Source organism: Cryobacterium sp. SO2, from assembly GCF_026151165.2.
Lineage (GTDB): Bacteria > Actinomycetota > Actinomycetes > Actinomycetales > Microbacteriaceae > Cryobacterium.
Genome location: NZ_CP117849.1, coordinates 4,010,290 through 4,027,546 on the forward strand (window position 1 = coordinate 4,010,290; position 17,257 = coordinate 4,027,546).

Sequence of the window (17,257 nt, forward strand, 5' to 3'; positions counted from 1 at the left end):
CCTGCGCGGGTTAGCTCACCGCATCCGCCAGCGGTAGGTCGGCCGCCGGGCGATGCCCCAGCAGTGCGCTGACGTCGCCCGCGAGGTTCTGCGGCGGCCGGCCCCGCACGAACAAGATCGCCGGATCGGTGGAGGGCGAGCGAGCGGGCACACCGCCGACGACGGCGAGGGCGCAGGCCGCGCTGGAGGTGACACTGAGGTAGGTGCCCACGCGCAGTCCCAGAACCGGCACGTTGTTCTCCTCGAGAAACTCGGTCAACCGGTTCTCCCTGGACTCGTCGGGGTTCACGCCGGCCGGGTCCGCGTCGAGATAGTGCGGATTGATCTGGAAGGGCACCAGACCGAGCGCCTCGAACGACTCCGGCTGCACGATGGGCATGTCGTTGGTGGTGCGGATGCTGGGCGCGGTGATGTTGGCCCCGGCGTTGGCACCCAGATAGGGCAGGCCCTGCTGCACCCGGGCGCGGATGGCCGGCATGACGCCGAGACGCTGCAGGGCTGCGAGCAGGCGGAAGGTGTTGCCGCAGCCGACGAACAGCGCCTGCGCGGACGCAATGGCGGCAACAGGGTCCGCCGCCTCATGCAGGCCCCGCACCGCGATGCCGTGCGGCTCGAACGTGGCACGCACCAACGCCGTGTAGGCGTCGAGGTCCCCGCCCGCGTAGGGAACGAAGGTGATCTCGGTCACTCCGTGCAGGAAGGCGAGCACTTCGGGGAGGGCATGTTCGAGATACCCGTGCCCGTGGTTGGTGGAGTTGGACAGGAGGAGCAGGTGCATGGGGTCCCTTCATTGGGATGGTTCGCTGGCACACTCGACGTCAAGATTGTGATCCTACCGCTGACCCGGCCCGAGCCACACGGGCAGTTTTTGTGCTCCGGGCAGATCGCGGGAAGCCCCGGCTTCCTAGGATGGGAGCATGTCCATCGACTCTGGAGGAACCATGTCCGCCGTTTCCAGCACGCTTGAGCTTCCCTCCTCCGTCGAACTCGGCCAGGGGCCGGGCGGACTGGCCGTGGCGCGGGTATTCGCCCCGGGCGGCACCGCCGAGGTATACCTGCGCGGCGCCCACGTGGCCGCCTGGACGCCCGCCGGCGGCACCCCGGTGATCTGGATGAGCGACCAGAGCGAGTATGCGCCGGGCGTTCCGCTCCGCGGCGGCGTGCCGATCTGCTTCCCCTGGTTCGCCGGGCACCCCACGGATGCCACGGCGCCCTCCCACGGGTTCGCCCGGCTCGCCGACTGGCAGCTGGTGGAAGCGCGCGAGACCGCCGAGGACGTGGTGCTGGTCTTCGTGCTCACCGACACCGAGGCCACCCGGGCGTCGGCCTGGCCGCACCGGTTCGAGGCCCGCTACACGGTCACCGTGGGCGCGGAGCTGTCGCTCGCCCTCGAGGTCACCAACCGCGACACCGAACCGGTCACCTTCGAGGAAGCCCTGCACACCTACCTCGCGGTCGCCGACATCCGCCAGACCACGGTCTCGGGCCTGGAGGGCGCCCCGTTCACCGACCGGCTCACCGGCCCGCTGCCCGCCGAGACCGAGCCGGTCACCTTCGACGCCGAAACCGACCGCATCTACCAGGCCACGACCACCACCACCACGGTGACGGATGCGTCCACCGGGCGGGTCATCACCGTCGCCAAGCAGGGCTCGGCCAGCACCGTGGTCTGGAACCCCTGGATCGACAAGGCCGCCGCCATGGCCGACTTCGGCGACGACGAGTACACCGGCATGGTGTGCGTGGAGACCTGCAACATCCGTACGGACGCGATCACCCTCGCGCCCGCCGCCAATCACACGATGAGCGTGCGTTACTCGGTGGCCTGAACCGCGCCCCGCACCTGCTCGGCGCCGGCCAGGCCCACGAACATTGTGGTGTGCAACACCGAGACATGCTCCTCGATGATCCGCACGGCGGCGACCGGGTCGCGGTTCCGCAGGGCAGCGACCAGGCGCGTGTGCTCCTCGTTCACGGTGTGCAGGTAGGCCACCGGGTAGGGCAGGAAATAGCGATACAGGGCATAGAGCACGTCGCAGTAGTGCGGCAGCGCCCAGTCCTGGCCGCTGGCCCTGGCCACGGCCAGGTGGAAGGATTCGTCGGCGGCGTGGTACTCGGTCCAACTCTGGGCGGAGGCCGCCTTCGCGACCCAGGCGTCAAGTTCGTCGAGCTGGCCGGCGTCGGCAGTGAGAGCGGCGTGGTGGGCCAGCGAGGCCTCGATGAGCACCCGACGGTCGATGAGTCCGTGCACCTCGTGTGCGTCGGAGAAATACGCCGCGATGGCGTCCACCGACACGGCGGCGGGCGTGTCGGCCACGAAGGTGCCCCCCGCCCGGCCCCGACGCCGGCTGAGCAGCCCCTCGTCGGCCAGGCTCTTGAGCGCGCGGCGGGCGGTGATCTCGCTCACCTTGAGGGCCGCGGCCACCTCGGCATCCGAGGGCAGTTGCTCACCGGGCGCGAGGAGCTGCAATTGCACGGCGAGCGCGATGCGCGCACGCACGGTGTCGGTGGCGCTGAGCCTGGTGATTCCCGCGACCGCGGGATTCAGCAACGCCGCAGCGGGCGCCTGGTCCGGGTCGGTGGCGGCGGTCCTGTCGTCGTCAGTGGGCTTCACTGCACCAACATTAGTCATTCGGGCTAGACAAAAGCGATCAATATGATCTATTTTGAGTCGTGGAGACGCCGTCCTCTCCGAGAGAGGACGACTCCGTGCCCCGTCGCATCCGTATCGCCGCCATTCAGGCCCCGCCGCTGCCCATCGGGGTCGACCTCGACCTCTTCGCCGCCCAGGTGCACGATCTGCTCCAGTCCGATCCGGGGATCGAGTTCGTGGTCTATCCCGAGCTGCACCTGTTCGGCGTCGAGTCCGCGGAGACCGCTGACCCCACGTCGGCCGAGCGCAACGCTCGACTGCGGGCATCCGCCGAGCCCCTCGACGGCCCCCTGATGACCCGACTCGGCCGAATCGCGCGCGACGCGGGCGTCTGGCTGTTGCCGGGCAGCGTGTGCGAGGCGGGCCCGGCCGGGGAGCTGTTCAACACCGCCGTCGTGTTCTCGCCGGCGGGCGAGCTCGTTGCCAGCTACCGCAAGATCTTTCCCTGGCGACCGTTCGAGCCCTACGATCCCGGCGACAGGTTCGTGGTCTTCGACGTGCCGGATGTCGGCCGGTTCGGCCTGTCGATCTGCTACGACGCCTGGTTCCCCGAGGTGTCCAGGCACCTCGCCTGGCTCGGCGCCGAGGTGGTACTCAATGTCGTCAAGACCACCACACCCGACCGGGCGCAGGAGCTCGTGCTCGCGCAGGCCAACTCGATCGTGAATCAGACCTTCACCGTGAGCGTGAACTGCGCTGCTCCGGTCGGCGAGGGTCGCAGCCTGCTCGTCGACCCCGAGGGCGCGGTGCTCCGCAGCGCCGGCACCGAACCGGAAACGCTCGTCGAGACCATCGACCTCGCAGCCGTCAGCCGTGTCCGCGGGGAGGGCACGGCCGGCCTCAACCGGATGTGGTCGCAGTTCCTCCCCACCGACTCCCCCCTCGAACTCCCGCTCTACAACGGCCGCATCGATCCCGCCCGCTGGGCACCGCACACCGTCACTCCACCCATCCCTTCTGCAGAAACGGACCGCTGACCATGACCGACACCCCGGCACTCACGCGCACGCTCGGCCTACGCTCCCTCGTGCTCTTCGGCCTGGCCTACATGACCCCGCTCATCGTGTTGGGCATCTTCGGGGTGGTGGCCGAGACCACCGGCGGAGCGAGCGCCGCCGCCTACCTGGTCGCCCTGGTGGCCATCCTCTTCACCGCGTCGAGTTACGGTCGGATGGCCGCCGCCTACCCGGTGGCCGGCTCGGCGTATACCTACGTGCGCCGCACCATCGACCCCCGGGTCGGCTTCCTGGTGGGCTGGGCCGTGCTGCTGGACTACCTGTTCCTGCCGATGGTGATCTGGTTGATCGGCGCCGCCTACCTCGAAGCCCAATTTCCCGGCGTGCCCGGCTGGGTGTGGATCATCGGCTTCATCGTGCTGACCACCCTGCTCAACATCCTGGGCATCAAGGTCGCCGACAAGGCCAACCTCATCTTGATGGCCTTCCAGGTGCTCGTGATCGGGTCGTTCGTGGCTCTCTCGATCGGGTCGATTATCGCCAACCAGGGCGCGGGCGGCCTCGTGAGCGTCGACCCGTTCGCCAACGCCACCGCCACGTTCTCCGGCATCACCGCGGGGGCCGCGATCGCCGCATACTCGTTCCTCGGCTTCGACGCCGTCACCACCTTCACCGAGGAGACGATCAATCCACGCAAGACGGTGCCCCGCGCCATCCTGCTTGTCGCCCTCATCGGCGGCGCCATCTTCATCCTCGTCTCGTACACGACCCAGCTCGTGCACCCCGGCGGTGTCTTCACCGACGCCTCCTCGGCCGCCTTCGACATCGCCCTCCAGATCGGCGGCAACCTGTTCGGCGCCCTGTTCCTGGCCGGCCTCGTGATCGCCCAGTTCGCCTCCGGCCTGGCTGCACAGGCCGCGGCGTCCCGGCTGCTCTTCGCCATGGGCCGTGACGGCGTGCTGCCCCGCCGTATCTTCGGCGAGGTAAGCCGACGATTCCACTCGCCCGTCTTCAGCCTCGTGATCATCGGCGTCGTCGGGCTCGTCGCGCTCTTCCTCGACGTGGCCACCTCCACCTCATTCATCAACTTCGGGGCGTTCGTGGCCTTCACCATGGTGAACGTGTCCGTGGTCTTCCACTACGTGCGCCAGCGCCGCGCCGGCACCCGGCTCAGCCCGGTGTTCTTCCTGGTCGTCCCCGTCATCGGTGCCATTGTCACGCTGTACCTGCTCACCAGACTCGACAGCAACGCCATCGTGCTCGGCCTGAGCTGGCTGGCCATCGGCGTGGTCGTGCTCGCCGTCATCACCAAGGGGTTCCGCCGGCAGCCGCCGGAGATGGAGTACCGGGAGGCCGACGACCAGGCGCTCCGGTCCGCCGCCACCCTCTAGGCTGAGGGCACTCCGGGCCCCCTTCCGGTCCGGCGCAGGAGGACGCATGCGACTCACCCTCGCCCAGATCGCCACCGGCACCGACAAGGCTCACAATCTCGCCCTCATCGACGCGGCGGCCCGGCAGGCCCGGGCCGCCGGCGCCGACCTCGTGGTGTTTCCCGAGTACGCCATGTACGAGAAGGCGGTGGTCGACGCGAGTTTCGCCGACGCCGCCGAACCACTCGACGGCCCCTTCGTGACCGGGCTCCGCGCCCTGGCCACCGAGCTGAACATCGCGGTCGCCGCGGGTGTCGTGGAGCGCAGCGACCACGACGGCCGGCCGTACAACACCATTCTCGTGGTGGGCCCGGATGGCGGCACACTCGCGAGGTACCGCAAGGTGCACCTGTTCGATTCCGCCGGGTTTCGCGAGTCGGCCTGGATCGCGCCGGCGCCCAGCCTCGAGCCGGTGGTCTTCACCCTGGCCGGCACCCGGGTGGGGCTGATGACTTGCTACGACCTGCACTTCCCCGAGCTGGGCCGGGAGCTGGCCGATGCCGGTGCCGATCTGGTGTTGGCCTGCTCCTCCTGGGTGCCCGGCACCGACAAGCCCGAACAGTGGCGGGTGCTGGTGCAGGCCCGCGCCATCGAGAACTCCTACTTCGTGGCGGCCGTCTCGCAGGCACCGCCGGTGTCGATCGGGCGCAGCCTCCTCGCCGGACCATCCGGCCGGGTCGAGGGCGAGCTGGGCGACGCGCCGGCACTGGCCACGTTCGACATCGACCCGGCCAGGGTCACGGCTACCCGCGCCCGCAACCCCGCCCTGGCGAACCGGCGTTATGTCGTGGGTCGGCCGGGGCCGGCATCCGGTCCGGCGGTCAGGCCAGCGAGTACCGCTTGACCGAGGGCCCGGCCGCGATGCGCGGGTCAGGCGCCGGTTCGCGGGTGGCACGCCACGCGCGCAGCGGCGCGGAGCCCGCGCAGCTGCCAACCGGGCCCGCGGGCCGGGCCGAACGCCGCCGAGGTCAGCCTTTGTTGCGGCCGGGGGTGGCGTAGCCGCCGGCGCTCGCTGGTCCCCCGAACGCGATGGCCACCCCGATCATGAAGCCGAAGTTGTACCAGTTGCCGTCGTTGTGCACCTCGTAGATGTTCACCTGGGAGTTGAACAACGACACGATGAACGTGATCGGGCTGATGAAGCCCTGCCACAGGCCCAACCAGAAGCCCGCGAGTTCGTCGGGCGGCACCACGGCCGCCACATCATTGGGCCCCGGCGCGCATCCGGCCAGCACCAGCGCCAGGAGCACCGCACCCGCGGCGACCGCCGCAACCCTCGACGTGCCCATGAGCCCTCCCGGAGCGGCCACTTCGACCGCAGCCGGGCGCCGCAGGCCGGACTGCCGACGCTGCACACGGTAGACGCGCTCCTCCGCACCGGCAAGGTGCACCGCACCGGGGCGTGGAATGCCCCAGCCAAGCCCGACGTTGTACCCGGTAATGTCTTTCTCCACTGAAACTCCACCCGCGCCCGAGACCCTTCCCGCCGGCACTACCGGCGCCGAGCAGCATCCCACCCGAACGGCGCTCGTCGCCGGCGCCAGCGGCATAGCCGGCTCGGCGCTCGTCGACCAGCTCACCAGCGACGGCTGGAGCGTCATCGCCCTGTCCCGCACCCCGGTCGCGGCCCGCCCCGGCGTGATCCCGGTGAGCGCCGACCTCCGCAGTGTCGAGTCGCTGCGCGCCGCCCTGGCCGGGCACGCCCCCAGCCACGTGTTCTTCACCGCGTGGCTGCGGCAGAACACCGAGGCCGAGAACATCGTGGTGAATTCGGCCATGGTGCGCGACCTGCTCACCGCGCTGGCCGATGCCCCGGTCGAGCACGTGGCCCTGATGACCGGTCTCAAGCAGTACCTCGGCCCGTTCGAGGCCTACGGCCAGGGCGACGTGCCAGACACCCCGTTCCACGAAGACGAGCCCCGCCTGTCGGTGGAGAACTTCTACTATGCCCAGGAAGACGAACTCTGGGCCGCCGCTCGCGAGCGCGGCTTCACCTGGTCGGTGCATCGCGCCCACACCGTGATCGGCCACGCCGTCGGCAACGCCATGAACATGGGCTCCACCCTGGCCGTCTACGCCGCGATCTGCGCCGAGCTCGGCCGTCCGTTCGTCTTCCCGGGCTCGGAGACCCAGTGGAACGGCGTCACCGACATGACCGACGCCCCGCTGCTCGCCGAACAGATGGTGTGGGCGGCCACGACCCCGGCCGCCGCCGACACGGCGTTCAACATCGTCAACGGCGACACCTTCCGCTGGCGTTGGCTGTGGCCGCGCCTGGCCGCGCACTTCGGCGTGGAGTGGGAGGGCTTCGTCGACGCCCCGCGACTCCTCGAGGTGCAGATGGCGGATGCCCAGCCGGTCTGGGACCGCATCGTGGCCAGGCACGGCCTCGTCGAAGCCGACCTCACCCGGCTGGCGTCCTGGTGGCACAGCGACGCCGACCTCGGCCGCACCATGGAGGTCTTCGCCGACATGGGCCGCAGCCGGGCCGCGGGGTTCACCGGCTACCGCAACACCGAGCACGCGTTCCTCGAGCTGTTCGCCCGGTACCGCGCCGAGCGCCTCATCCCGTAACGACGACAACGGGGCGACGCGCGGGTGCCGCGCCGCTGCGCGGGTGGCACGCCACGCGCGCAACGGCGCGGCACCCGCGTAGCTCGCGGATCTGACCCGGACGTGCCGCAGCAGGCACGCGGCGGCCCCACCGGCGCACCCGAGAGGGGGCGCCGGCGGGGCCGGGGATGTGGCGGGTTACTCGTAGCGGAGCGACTCGATCGGGTCCTGGCGGGCGGCGCGGAGCGCCGGGATGGTGCCTGCCAGGAACGCCAGGCCCATCACGGTGAGCACGATGGTGGCCAGCGCCGCCGGGTCGAACGCCACCAGGGTGAGCCCGGGCAGGTCGGCCAGCAGCGTGTCGGCCAGCACCGCGTTGGCGCCCGCTCCGGCCAGCATACCCACGGCCACGCCGATCGCGCTGCCCATGAAGCCGATGAAAACGGCTTCGAGGCTGAACAGGCCGAAGATCTTGCCGCCGCCCAGGCCCATGGCCTTCATCAGGCCGATCTCCCTGGTGCGTTCCTGCACGCTCATCAGCAGGGTGTTGACGATGCCGAAGCCGGCGGCCAGCAGGGCGATCACGGCGAAGGCGTTGAGCACCAGCACGATGCCGTCGATGACGGCCTTGAACGACCCGATCTGGTCCTGCACGGTGGTGCCGGTGTAGCCCAGGTCGCTGAGCGAGGTCTTCAAGGTGCTGAGTTCGGCATCCGTGGCCGACTCGTCGAATCGAACGACGGCCGAGGAGTAGCTGTCCTTGTTCGTCTCCGACAGGCCAACGCTCTGGGTGTCGTAGAGAGCCTCGGTGAGCGCCTCGTTGGCCGTGAAGGCGCTGGAGCCCACCAGGCCCTCCTCGGCCACGCCGACGATGGTGGCGGTGACCTCTGAAGCGGTGCCGGCGACATCCGTCACCCCGAAGGTGAGAGTGGTGCCCACGGCGTCCGCGGCATCCGCGAAACCGAGCGCATCGACGTAGGAGACCGGGATGGCGACCTCGTAGGCATCGCTGGCCGAGGACGGTTCGGCGCCGGCCGCGAGGTCGAGGGCCATGCCGGGGATGAAGCTACCGACGCTGGCCTCGTAGGCGGTCCCGTCATCCACCTGCACGTAGTCCGGGCTCACCTGCAGCTGTGGTTCGACCGAGAGCACCCCGTCGACGTCTTCGATGGCGGTGAGGTCGGCCGAGGTGAGGGCCACGACGGTGGATCCCGGGCGGCCGGTGGCGGCCGCGACGGCCTTGGCATCCGGGTCGTACTCTGTCGGCCCGTCCGAGGTGTCTTCGGCGGCCTTGGTAACGGTGAGCACGTCGTCGGCACCGATCGAGGCGACCGTGGTGTCGATGTACTGGTTGATGCCGGTGCCGACCCCGCTGGTGAGGGTGAGCGTGAATGCGCCGATGAAGATGGCGAGCACCGTGAGGGTGGTGCGGGTCTTGCTGCGCAGGCTGTTCTTCACGGCCGAGCGGATCAAGTCGAAGACGTTCATGCGCGCACCTCCTCAGTGGTCGGGGCCGCATCCGGGGTGGCGGGCACCGCGTGCAGGGAGTCGACGATGAGACCGTCGCGGATGTACACGCGGCGGTCGCAGCGGGCGGCGAGCTCCTCGTCGTGGGTGACGATGATGAGCGTGATGCCCTTCTCCTTCTGCAGCGAGAAGAGAATGTCCTCCACGACCTTGCCGGTGGCGGAGTCGAGGTTGCCGGTAGGTTCGTCGGCAAAGATGACGCTGGGATTGTTCACCAGCGCCCGGGCGATGACCACGCGCTGCTTCTGCCCGCCGGAGAGGTCGGTGGCCTTGTTCTTGGCTTTGTCGGCCAGTTCCAGCTGCTCGAGGGCCGCCATGCCGCGGCGCTTGCGTTCGGCGCCGCGGATGCCGGCGATCTGCAGCGGCAGCGTCACGTTGTCGAGCACGCTGGTGCCCGGGGTGAGGAAGAACTGCTGGAAGACGAAGCCGAAGGTCTCGTTGCGGGTCTGGTTGACGACCCGTCCGCTGAGGTTGATCGCGTCGCGGCCGCTGAGCTCCACGGCCCCGGTGGAGGGGTTGTCGAGCAGAGCGAGCAGATGCATGAGGGTGGACTTGCCCGAGCCGCTCTTGCCCACGATGGCGACGGATTCGCCCTGCTGAATGTCGAGGGAGACGCCCTTGAGGGCGTCGAACCGGGTGGCGCCGCGACCGTACGACTTATGAATGTCGCGGGCGGCGAGAATGGGCACGGTCATGGGGTGGGCTCTCCTGGTGAATGCGATGCTGCATGGATGGCGCTGCTGCGCGCTTGCTGACTGCGCCTTGCTGACTGCGCGGTTTGGCGTGCCGGCCGGACCGGCTCACAGTGAACCGGCCCAACGGCACGACTTCAGTCTGCTCCGGTGCATCGAACCGGGCGTCCACCTTTCGTGGCAACCTGTCCGTACCGCGGCGGGCGCGGTTTCGCCGGCTCCCGGGCGCGCCGTACTGCGAACGCAGTACACCGAGCACCCACGCCCGCGGGCAGACGCGGCCCGGAACGGTTGACAGAATAGGGTCGAGCCCCATTCTGCGGGCGGGAGGACTCCATGCTCAGCCAGCGCGACCACGAACCGGACAGCCGCACGCGGCGCGCGCCGGCGACACCGTCCGAGCGCCGGCAGCATGAGGGGGACCCGGCCGAACGCAGCTTCTCGCCGCTCGCCAGGCTGCCGCTGTGGCTGCGCCACGTGATCCCGGTGCTGCTCGTGCTCGGCCCCAGCATCGCCCGCACCGACTTCAGCGGCAACTTCGCCTCGAGCCCGGCCGCCGCGCTCCTGGTGCTGGTCTCCGCCGGTTCCGTGCTGCTGCGCCGGCGCGCGCCTCTACTGGGCGCCTCAGCAGCCGTCATCGCCTGCGTTCTCGGCGTTGCAGTCGACGGACCGGTCATCTCCTACCTGATTGCGGTGTTGATTGGTGTGTTCGCTGTGGCGCGCTGGCTCCCCCGGCGCACCTCACTGCTCTTTTCCGGCGCCACGGCGCTCCTGCTGGCCGCCGCCACCCTCGCCTTCGTCAATTCGCCCTGGAACGATGCCCGCGCAATGGTGCAGCTGGCGGCGTTCGTGGGTTTCGCCACCGCCGCCGGCGACGCCAACCGGTCGCACGCCGCCTACATCCGCGGCATCACCGACCGGGCTCGTCGCGCCGAGGAGACCAAGGAGTCCGAGGCGCTGCGCCGTGTGGCCGAGGAGCGTCTGCGCATCGCCCGTGACCTGCACGATCTGCTCGCCCACCAGATCGCGGTCATCAACCTGCACTCCAGCGTCGCCTCGCAGGCGCTGCCCGACCGGCCGGACGACGCCGAGAAGTCCCTGGCCACCATCCGCGAGGCCGCCCGCAGCGTGCTGGGCGAGATCGGCAGCCTGCTCAACGTGCTGCGCGCCACGGATGCCGGCGCCACGGGCCTCGCCACGGCGCCCGTCGCCGGGCTCGCCGACCTCGAGGCGCTGCTCATCGATTTCGAGCGCAGCGGCTTGCAGGTGGACCACCGGGTGGCCGGCACCCCCAGGCCGCTGCCCGCCGCCGTCGATATGGTCGCGTTTCGAGTGGTGCAGGAGGCGCTGACCAACGCGCACAAGCACGGCGCAGACCATTCTGCGCTGCTCCACCTGGACTACCAGGCGGATGCGGTCGAGATCACGGTGACCAACACCGTGGCCGCGCCGCCGCGCCCCGGCTCCGCGGCAGCGGAGACCGCCGCCTCCGCCGGTGCCGGGCACGGCCTGCTCGGAGCCAGGGAACGGGTGGGCTCGGTGGCCGGCCGCCTCACCGCTGCCAGGGGACCCGGCCCGGTCTTCAGGTTCACCGCCCTGTTGCCCACCAACGAGCCTGGCGTGCCCGGCCCGCTCCCCCGCTCCTCAACGAATGGTGCCCCATGATCTCCGTAGTCCTCGCCGACGATCAGTCCCTGATCCGCACGGCGGTGGCCGAACTCGTCTCGCACGAGGAGGGCTTCAGCGTGGCCGGGCAGGCCGGGAACGGGCGTGAGGCCGTGGAGCTGGTGCGCCAGAGCCGCCCGGACATCGTGCTGATGGACATCCGGATGCCCGTGATGGACGGCATCCAGGCGACTGCGGCGATCTGCGCCGACCCGGACCTGGCGGCGACCCGCATCATCGTGCTCACCACCTTTGAGGAGGACGAGTACGTGCTGCAGGCCCTGCGGGCGGGGGCGAGCGGGTTCGTCGGTAAGGGCACTGAGGCGGCCGACCTGATGAACGCCATCCGCACCGTGCACGGCGGCGACGCGTTGCTCTCGCCGCGCGCCACGAAGGCGCTGATCGACCGGTACACCGCCCCCGCCGAGCCCGCTGCTCTGGCGGTGCCGGCCGCGCTGGCGCTGCTCACCGAGCGGGAGCGGGAGATCCTGCTGCTCGTGGGCCGCGGGCACGCCAACGGCGCCATCGCCGACGAGCTGGTGATCTCTCCGCACACCGCCAAGACCCATGTGAACCGGATGATGACCAAGCTCGGCGCGCACGACCGCGCCCAGCTCGTGATCATCGCCTACGAGTCGGGCCTGCTGGTGCCCGGCGCGCGCCCCTAGCCCCGCACCACACCCGAGTCCGCGCCTGCCGCGTCACTGGCTGCAGTGACTGGCCCAGTTTTGCTAGTCCAGCCGGCCGCGGACTAGCGAAAGTGGGCCAGTCATCCCACCCAAGTTCGGGACTGGCCCATTTTTGCTAGTCCAGCCGGCCGCGCACTAGCGAAAGTGGGCCAGTCACAAGGGGGGGGCATGGGGCGGCGCGCGGGCCGCAGGCGCTACCTGCCGACGAGGCCCTTGCGCACCATGCTCTCAGCCGCGGCGGCGATCGCGCCACGAGCGCCGCGTGGGCTCCAGCCGAGCACGCGGCGGGCCTTCGCGTTGGAGGTCTTCTTGGCGTAGCCCAGGTCGGGCACTGTCGAGCGGAACCGCGCGGAGAACAGGGCCGCCACCCGCACCACGAGGTTCGGAATGGTGCGCGTGGGCACCTGGGCCGCTGCGCCGCCCACTGCGGCGCGGATCGTGGCGCCGATGTCGTTCAGCTCGATCGCCGGGCCGTTGGAGATCAGGAAACGCTGGCCAGCAGCATCCGCCGCCGTCATCGCCAGGATGTGCGCGGAGGCGACATCCCGCACGTCGACGATGGGGATGAAGATATGCGGGAAAGCGGGCATGGCGCCGTTCAGCATCGACTGCACGATGTGGTTCGAGCCGGAGATGTCGTTGCCCATGACAGGCCCCATGACCGCAACGGGCAGCAGTGTGACCAGCTCCATTTCGCCGCCCTCACTGGCAATGAAGTCCCAGGCGGCGCGCTCGGACAGGGTCTTGCTTTTGCCGTAGGCGTCGACGCCTGGTCCGTCGAGCACTGTCCAGTCGGCCTCCGTGAAGACGTGATCGTTGTGCGGATGGCCCCAGCTGACGGCGTGGAACGCAGAGGTGAGCACGACGCGCTTCACTCCCGCGTCGCGGGCCGCGCGCAGCACACGCAGAGTGCCCTCCCGGGCGGGCACGATGAGGTTGTCCTCGTTCTCAACGTGACCGGGCTGCACGGGGGATGCCACGTGCAGCACGTAGTCCATTCCGGCAACGGCATCTGCCCAGCCCTTATCGCTCAGCAGGTCGGCCTCGACGAAACTCAGGTTCTCTCCGTCGACCATCCCGGCGTCGGTGAGCACGGCGCGCACGCCGGCCTCCTTGCCCAGGGAACGCACCGTCGTGCGGACACGATGACCTGCTTCGAGGGCCTGGAGGATGGTGTGTCCGGCGATGAAGCCGGATCCGCCGGTGATGAGTACGCGCTGCTGGGTCATAAGTGGGTTCCTTGGTGTGGTGCGGCGGGAGCGTTCTGATTGCCGTGTTCTCATCCTGCGCACATGGCCCACGCCCAGCCAGAACCCCGTCGGTCCTGGGAGTGGGAGGGACACCCATGGGGCCCCCTGGGCACCCGCCCGCGCCTCCGCGGCCCCGCCGCGGTCGCCGAGACTAGTCCGATGCGCCGTTCGGCTGCCAGGCATCCCGATCGCGCGGGTGATCCAGGGCGGGCAGGGTGTACGACGCCAGCAGCGCGAGTTTGTCGGCACTGCTCGTGCCCGGCTGGGCGTGGTAGATCACCAGCAACTGGCCGGCGGTGCCCGTGATCGCCAGCTTCTCCCTGAACAACTCGAGCTCGCCAACCTCGGGATGGTTCATCAGCATCGAGGCTCCCTCGTAACGGGCGACGTCATGGCGCGCCCACAGCTCGCGGAACAGCGGGCTCGCGAGCGACAACCGCCCGACCAGGTCGACGGCGCGGGGGTCGTCGATCTCGGTGCCGATCGACTGGCGGAATCCAGCGACGACAAAGGCGGCAGCGGTGGTCCAGTCAGGGAAGAGGTCTTGCTCGGCCGGGTCGAGGAACAGGTCACGCATCCGGTTGCCACCCGCAATCAGTCGGGGCGAGAGCGCGGCGGCGAGGGGGTTCGCCGCGAGCACGTCGAAGTAACGGCCCTCGACGAACACCGGCAGCTGAAGCGTGTCGATCAGTGAGCGGATGCCCACCGGCACGCTCTCCGCCCGCGACCGCCGTCGTGAGGGCCGGGGCCGGTCATCGCCGAGCGACAACAGGTAGTCGACGCCGGACGCGTCCAACTGCAGCACTCGCGCGATGGACTCGAGCACCTGCGTGGACGGGTTGCGGTCGCGGCCCTGCTCGAGGCGCAGGTAGTAGTCGGCACTGATGCCGGCGAGCATCGCCACCTCTTCACGGCGGAGGCCGGGTACGCGGCGCACCCCCAGCACCGGGATGCCCACGTGTTCGGGCGTGACGAGTTCGCGGCGCGCGCGGAGGTAGCCTCCCAGGAGGTTCGGCGCGGAGGTCATGGGTCCACCGTAATCCGGGTGGGCGGGTTCATGACTGGCCCTGGTACTCCCATGATGCGGATGCATGGGCGCCGGCTGGGCCCCTCAGCGGTAGTGCTGCTCGCCGCGGGCGGCCTTCTCGATCACGTCCTGGATGCGGGCTGCCCGCACCGCGGGCGTCTTGATGCTGTTCAGGCGGAAGTAGATGCGGAACCGCTCGACCTTGCTGAGCCCGGCGACGAACGCGGCGGCCACCGGGTCGGCGTCCAGCGCCGCCTGCAGGTCGGGTGGCGCCACGGCGTCCTTCTGCCGGTAGGCGGCGTCCCACCGGCCATCAGCCTGGGCCCGCTCGATCTCGGCGAGCCCGGCCGGGCGCATCCGGCCCTCGTTGATGAGCCTGGCCACATGCTCGCGGTTGATCTGCGACCACGGGCTGTTCTTGCGCCGGGGCGAGAAGCCGGTGAGCGTGTAGTCGTCGTCCAGCCGGTTGGTCTGGCCGTCGATCCAGCCGTAGCAGAGCGCCACATCCAGCGCCTCCGACCAGGTCATGCCCGAAGCCTTGGAGGATTTCTTGCGCAGCTTCAGGCGCACGCCGCCGTCATCCGGCTCCCCGGCCAGGTAGGTTTCCCACTCCTCGACGGTGAGGTCGAGGACGACCCGGTCTGCCATGCCCACCATGCGCCCAGTTTACGTAAACCGGGCGCGCCGGCCGAGCCTCAGCTGCGACAGTGCTGCGAGATCCGCGCAGGATCCGTGCGCAGCGGCGCAAACCTGCTGACTTTGCATCGGCCGCGGCGTAGCATCGGCCGTGGCGGGCGCCGCAGTCGGCATCGGTAAGGGCCTGTGCCCGGTCTCCGCGTTGGGATGGTTTCAGATGATGAACATGACCATGCAGATGATGGAAATGCACATGAAGGACATGCCCATGCAGGGCATGGACATGATGATGATGCAGGAGTGTATCGAGGCCTGCTCAGCCTGCGAGCAGGCCTGCACCATGTGCGCCGACTCGATGATGGGCGACGACATGGCGATGGCGCGGAGCATGTGCGCGACCATGTCCGACATGGCCGGCACGATGATGCGGGCGATGCTCCGCCCGAACGGGATGCACATGGACAGCATGATGGCGATGCACATGGCCACCATGACCATGGCGACGGCATGCGCCGAGGAGTGCATGAAGTACGCCGGCATGAGCGAAGACGCCCGGATGTGCGCCGAGGCGTGCCGTCAGTGCGCGATGTGCTGCCAGAAGATGATGGACGCGATGAAGGGGATGATGACGGCGAGCTGACGGCGAGCTGACTCAGCGGACGCTGAGCGGCGAACGCTGACTAGATACGCACGACGCTGACGCGGCTGCGGCCGCTCGCGAGCACGTTGTAGACGGAGTGCAGGGCCACCGGCGCTCCGGCGACGAGGTGCGCCGTCAGGTCGGCGTGGTTCCACACCCAGACCGTCTCGGGGCCACCGTCGGAGTCGTCGTGCTCCAGCTCCTGTCCCACCAGGGCGATTCCGATCCAGCCGTCGGTCGTCGCGCGCAGCACGATGCCGTCGACCCACTTGCTCGGCGTGGCATCGCCCACTCGCACGTGGATGGGCCGTGTCGCGTGGCCGGCCCCGTGATTGACGCAGCCGTCGGCACCCGTGTGGTTGCACTGCAGGATGTGCAGCGGTTGCGTGATCATGTGAACCTCCTTCACGAGAGTCGTGCGGTCGTTGCCTCGAGTGTAGGTTCGCGATTTTGCGCTGTCACGGGCCGGCGTCACAGAACGAAACACAGGCCGCCGCCCGTGCCGGATGCTGGCCGGGCACGAGCCGCGGTACCAGGCGCACCAGGATCACCATGCCGACGAGCTCGACGAGGGTCTGGGTCACCACGGCCAGCGGCGCCAGGGCCAGAGACGCCGGCAGGGCGAGGGCCAGCGGCAGCACCACGAGCGAGTTGCGGGTGCTGCCGCTGAAGACGACGGCGCGCGCCGCAGGCGCATCCAGCCGGGCCAGCCGGGCCGCAAGCACGCCCACCGCGACCATCACGATCAGGAAGGCCAAGTAGATCGGCACGACGGCGAGCAGCGCCCCGGCCTGGGCGCCCACGGCGGCGATCTGGGAGCCGACGACGGCAGCGAGGGTGGCCATCATGAGCGGCACCATGAGCGCCTGCATCGTGGCGGCGACGCCGATGGCGGCCCGGGCCAGGCGCGGGGTGGGGGCTGCAGCGGCGGATGCCCGCCGTGCGAGCCGTTGCACGACGGCCGCGGCGGCCAGGGGCAGCACGATAAGCACCAGGAAGGCCTCGAGGAACGGGCCGATCTCGATCACCGCGACCGCGTCGGCGCCGGCGATCAGCAGCAGGTAGGCCGGCAGGAGCACGATCTGCAGCAGCATCAGCAACGGCGTGGCAGCCAACAGCTTGTCACGTGCGCCGCCGGCCAGCCCGGTGAACACGATCACGTAGTCCACACACGGGGTGAGCAGCACGAGCAGCACGCCGAGGAGCAGAGCCTGGTCTGTGGCCACGAAGCGGCTGAGACCGTAGACCACGACGGGCGCGAGAACGAAGTTGACCAGTAGCACGGCGCCCAGGAACCGCAGGTCGCGGAATGATCGGCCCAGGTCGGCTAACGGCACGCCCAGGAACGTCGCGAAGAGCAGCAGCCCGAGCACCGGGGTGATGGTGAGCGACAGCGCCGGCGCGATGGCCGGCGCCAGCCATCCGGCGAGCGCCCCGAACCCGATCGCGGCCAGGTACAGACCCACCTGCCGGCGCTCCATGCGGTGCACGATCCCGGTCATGCTCCCACCCTAGGGGCGGGTGCAGAATGCGGTGGGC

Annotated in this window: 18 protein-coding genes; 8 read left to right on the forward strand and 10 right to left on the reverse strand. The window is 69.8% G+C overall.

All coding sequences use genetic code 11. From position 1 onward, the window contains the following. Nucleotides 1-10: 10 nt before the first annotated feature. Nucleotides 11-778 (reverse strand): dipeptidase PepE, encoded by a 768-nt coding sequence (gene pepE, locus BJQ94_RS18940; protein ID WP_265398106.1) that lies wholly within the window; start codon nt 776-778, stop codon nt 11-13. A 139-nt stretch (nt 779-917) separates the two neighbouring features. Here pepE and BJQ94_RS18945 point away from each other — a divergent pair, with 139 nt between their 5' ends. Next, complete coding sequence (locus BJQ94_RS18945) at nt 918-1,829, forward strand: D-hexose-6-phosphate mutarotase (protein WP_265398105.1); 912 nt, start codon at nt 918-920, stop codon at nt 1,827-1,829. Here BJQ94_RS18945 and BJQ94_RS18950 read toward each other — a convergent pair. Then, nucleotides 1,814-2,614 (reverse strand): FCD domain-containing protein, encoded by an 801-nt coding sequence (locus BJQ94_RS18950; protein WP_265398104.1) that lies wholly within the window; start codon nt 2,612-2,614, stop codon nt 1,814-1,816. The genes BJQ94_RS18945 and BJQ94_RS18950 overlap by 16 nt on opposite strands. Before the next feature lie 95 nt (nt 2,615-2,709). On the opposite strand from BJQ94_RS18950, the gene BJQ94_RS18955 reads away from it, so the two are divergent. From BJQ94_RS18955 to BJQ94_RS18965, 3 genes are read left to right on the forward strand one after another with little or no spacing between them, the layout of a single operon-like run. Continuing rightward, entirely contained in the window at nt 2,710-3,630 is a 921-nt protein-coding gene (locus BJQ94_RS18955) for a carbon-nitrogen hydrolase family protein (protein ID WP_265398103.1), read from the forward strand. A gap of 2 nt (nt 3,631-3,632) precedes the next feature. Next, entirely contained in the window at nt 3,633-5,000 is a 1,368-nt protein-coding gene (locus tag BJQ94_RS18960) for an APC family permease (RefSeq protein WP_265398102.1), read from the forward strand. A 46-nt stretch (nt 5,001-5,046) separates the two neighbouring features. After that, nucleotides 5,047-5,883 carry a carbon-nitrogen hydrolase family protein gene (locus BJQ94_RS18965; RefSeq protein WP_265398101.1) on the forward strand — a complete coding sequence of 279 codons (837 nt, stop codon included), beginning with the start codon at nt 5,047-5,049 and terminating at the stop codon, nt 5,881-5,883. Nucleotides 5,884-6,007: 124 nt separating this feature from the next. Here the strand turns inward: BJQ94_RS18965 and BJQ94_RS18970 are convergent, their stop codons facing one another. Further along, nucleotides 6,008-6,493 (reverse strand): hypothetical protein, encoded by a 486-nt coding sequence (locus BJQ94_RS18970; protein WP_265398100.1) that lies wholly within the window; start codon nt 6,491-6,493, stop codon nt 6,008-6,010. On the opposite strand from BJQ94_RS18970, the gene BJQ94_RS18975 reads away from it, so the two are divergent. Next, nucleotides 6,480-7,613 carry an SDR family oxidoreductase gene (locus BJQ94_RS18975; protein ID WP_265398099.1) on the forward strand — a complete coding sequence of 378 codons (1,134 nt, stop codon included), beginning with the start codon at nt 6,480-6,482 and terminating at the stop codon, nt 7,611-7,613. The genes BJQ94_RS18970 and BJQ94_RS18975 overlap by 14 nt on opposite strands. A 177-nt stretch (nt 7,614-7,790) precedes the next feature. On the opposite strand, the gene BJQ94_RS18980 is transcribed toward BJQ94_RS18975, so the two are convergent. Both BJQ94_RS18980 and BJQ94_RS18985 read right to left on the reverse strand, forming a co-directional pair. After that, a complete protein-coding gene (locus tag BJQ94_RS18980; protein ID WP_265398098.1) occupies nt 7,791-9,080 on the reverse strand; it encodes an ABC transporter permease in 1,290 nt (429 codons plus the stop codon). Further along, the gene (locus BJQ94_RS18985; RefSeq protein WP_265398097.1) at nt 9,077-9,814 is read right to left on the reverse strand and encodes an ABC transporter ATP-binding protein; all 738 of its coding nucleotides are present in this window, start codon (nt 9,812-9,814) and stop codon (nt 9,077-9,079) included. Before BJQ94_RS18985 ends, BJQ94_RS18980 begins: the two co-directional genes overlap by 4 nt. A gap of 333 nt (nt 9,815-10,147) precedes the next feature. Between BJQ94_RS18985 and BJQ94_RS18990 the strand changes: the two genes are divergently transcribed. Together BJQ94_RS18990 and BJQ94_RS18995 are read left to right on the forward strand one after the other, a co-directional pair. Then, a complete protein-coding gene (locus tag BJQ94_RS18990; protein ID WP_265398096.1) occupies nt 10,148-11,476 on the forward strand; it encodes a histidine kinase in 1,329 nt (442 codons plus the stop codon). Continuing rightward, nucleotides 11,473-12,144, forward strand: coding sequence for a response regulator transcription factor (locus BJQ94_RS18995; protein ID WP_265398095.1), 672 nt, complete (start codon nt 11,473-11,475; stop codon nt 12,142-12,144). Before BJQ94_RS18990 ends, BJQ94_RS18995 begins: the two co-directional genes overlap by 4 nt. 215 nt (nt 12,145-12,359) lie before the next feature. On the opposite strand, the gene BJQ94_RS19000 is transcribed toward BJQ94_RS18995, so the two are convergent. The 3 genes from BJQ94_RS19000 to BJQ94_RS19010 all read right to left on the reverse strand — a co-directional run bounded on the left by BJQ94_RS19000 (nt 12,360) and on the right by BJQ94_RS19010 (nt 15,099). Then, the gene (locus BJQ94_RS19000) at nt 12,360-13,394 is read right to left on the reverse strand and encodes an aldehyde reductase (protein WP_265398094.1); all 1,035 of its coding nucleotides are present in this window, start codon (nt 13,392-13,394) and stop codon (nt 12,360-12,362) included. 172 nt (nt 13,395-13,566) lie between these two features. Next, nucleotides 13,567-14,442 (reverse strand): helix-turn-helix transcriptional regulator, encoded by an 876-nt coding sequence (locus BJQ94_RS19005; protein WP_265398093.1) that lies wholly within the window; start codon nt 14,440-14,442, stop codon nt 13,567-13,569. 84 nt (nt 14,443-14,526) lie between these two features. Beyond that, the gene (locus BJQ94_RS19010) at nt 14,527-15,099 is read right to left on the reverse strand and encodes a YdeI/OmpD-associated family protein (RefSeq protein WP_265398092.1); all 573 of its coding nucleotides are present in this window, start codon (nt 15,097-15,099) and stop codon (nt 14,527-14,529) included. A gap of 130 nt (nt 15,100-15,229) precedes the next feature. Here BJQ94_RS19010 and BJQ94_RS19015 point away from each other — a divergent pair, with 130 nt between their 5' ends. Further along, nucleotides 15,230-15,718 (forward strand): hypothetical protein, encoded by a 489-nt coding sequence (locus BJQ94_RS19015; RefSeq protein ID WP_265398091.1) that lies wholly within the window; start codon nt 15,230-15,232, stop codon nt 15,716-15,718. A gap of 40 nt (nt 15,719-15,758) precedes the next feature. Here BJQ94_RS19015 and BJQ94_RS19020 read toward each other — a convergent pair whose 3' ends face one another. Together BJQ94_RS19020 and BJQ94_RS19025 are read right to left on the reverse strand one after the other, a co-directional pair. Next, complete coding sequence (locus tag BJQ94_RS19020; RefSeq protein ID WP_265398090.1) at nt 15,759-16,112, reverse strand: hypothetical protein; 354 nt, start codon at nt 16,110-16,112, stop codon at nt 15,759-15,761. Between the two features lie 64 nt (nt 16,113-16,176). Beyond that, nucleotides 16,177-17,220, reverse strand: coding sequence for a bile acid:sodium symporter (locus tag BJQ94_RS19025; protein WP_265398089.1), 1,044 nt, complete (start codon nt 17,218-17,220; stop codon nt 16,177-16,179). Between the last annotated feature and the right edge of the window lie 37 nt (nt 17,221-17,257).

What these genes read in the sequence shown, in the direction of transcription:
- BJQ94_RS18975 (WP_265398099.1), top strand. Translation starts at nt 6,480, where the DNA reads ATGTCTTTCTCCACTGAAACTCCACCCGCGCCCGAGACCCTTCCCGCC.
- BJQ94_RS18960 (WP_265398102.1), top strand. Translation starts at nt 3,633, where the DNA reads ATGACCGACACCCCGGCACTCACGCGCACGCTCGGCCTACGCTCCCTC.
- BJQ94_RS19025 (WP_265398089.1), bottom strand. Translation starts at nt 17,220, where the DNA reads ATGACCGGGATCGTGCACCGCATGGAGCGCCGGCAGGTGGGTCTGTAC.
- BJQ94_RS18965 (WP_265398101.1), top strand. Translation starts at nt 5,047, where the DNA reads ATGCGACTCACCCTCGCCCAGATCGCCACCGGCACCGACAAGGCTCAC.
- BJQ94_RS19010 (WP_265398092.1), bottom strand. Translation starts at nt 15,099, where the DNA reads ATGGTGGGCATGGCAGACCGGGTCGTCCTCGACCTCACCGTCGAGGAG.
- BJQ94_RS18985 (WP_265398097.1), bottom strand. Translation starts at nt 9,814, where the DNA reads ATGACCGTGCCCATTCTCGCCGCCCGCGACATTCATAAGTCGTACGGT.
- BJQ94_RS18995 (WP_265398095.1), top strand. Translation starts at nt 11,473, where the DNA reads ATGATCTCCGTAGTCCTCGCCGACGATCAGTCCCTGATCCGCACGGCG.
- BJQ94_RS19020 (WP_265398090.1), bottom strand. Translation starts at nt 16,112, where the DNA reads ATGATCACGCAACCGCTGCACATCCTGCAGTGCAACCACACGGGTGCC.
- BJQ94_RS18980 (WP_265398098.1), bottom strand. Translation starts at nt 9,080, where the DNA reads ATGAACGTCTTCGACTTGATCCGCTCGGCCGTGAAGAACAGCCTGCGC.
- BJQ94_RS18945 (WP_265398105.1), top strand. Translation starts at nt 918, where the DNA reads ATGTCCATCGACTCTGGAGGAACCATGTCCGCCGTTTCCAGCACGCTT.
- BJQ94_RS19000 (WP_265398094.1), bottom strand. Translation starts at nt 13,394, where the DNA reads ATGACCCAGCAGCGCGTACTCATCACCGGCGGATCCGGCTTCATCGCC.
- BJQ94_RS19005 (WP_265398093.1), bottom strand. Translation starts at nt 14,442, where the DNA reads ATGACCTCCGCGCCGAACCTCCTGGGAGGCTACCTCCGCGCGCGCCGC.
- BJQ94_RS18990 (WP_265398096.1), top strand. Translation starts at nt 10,148, where the DNA reads ATGCTCAGCCAGCGCGACCACGAACCGGACAGCCGCACGCGGCGCGCG.
- pepE (WP_265398106.1), bottom strand. Translation starts at nt 778, where the DNA reads ATGCACCTGCTCCTCCTGTCCAACTCCACCAACCACGGGCACGGGTAT.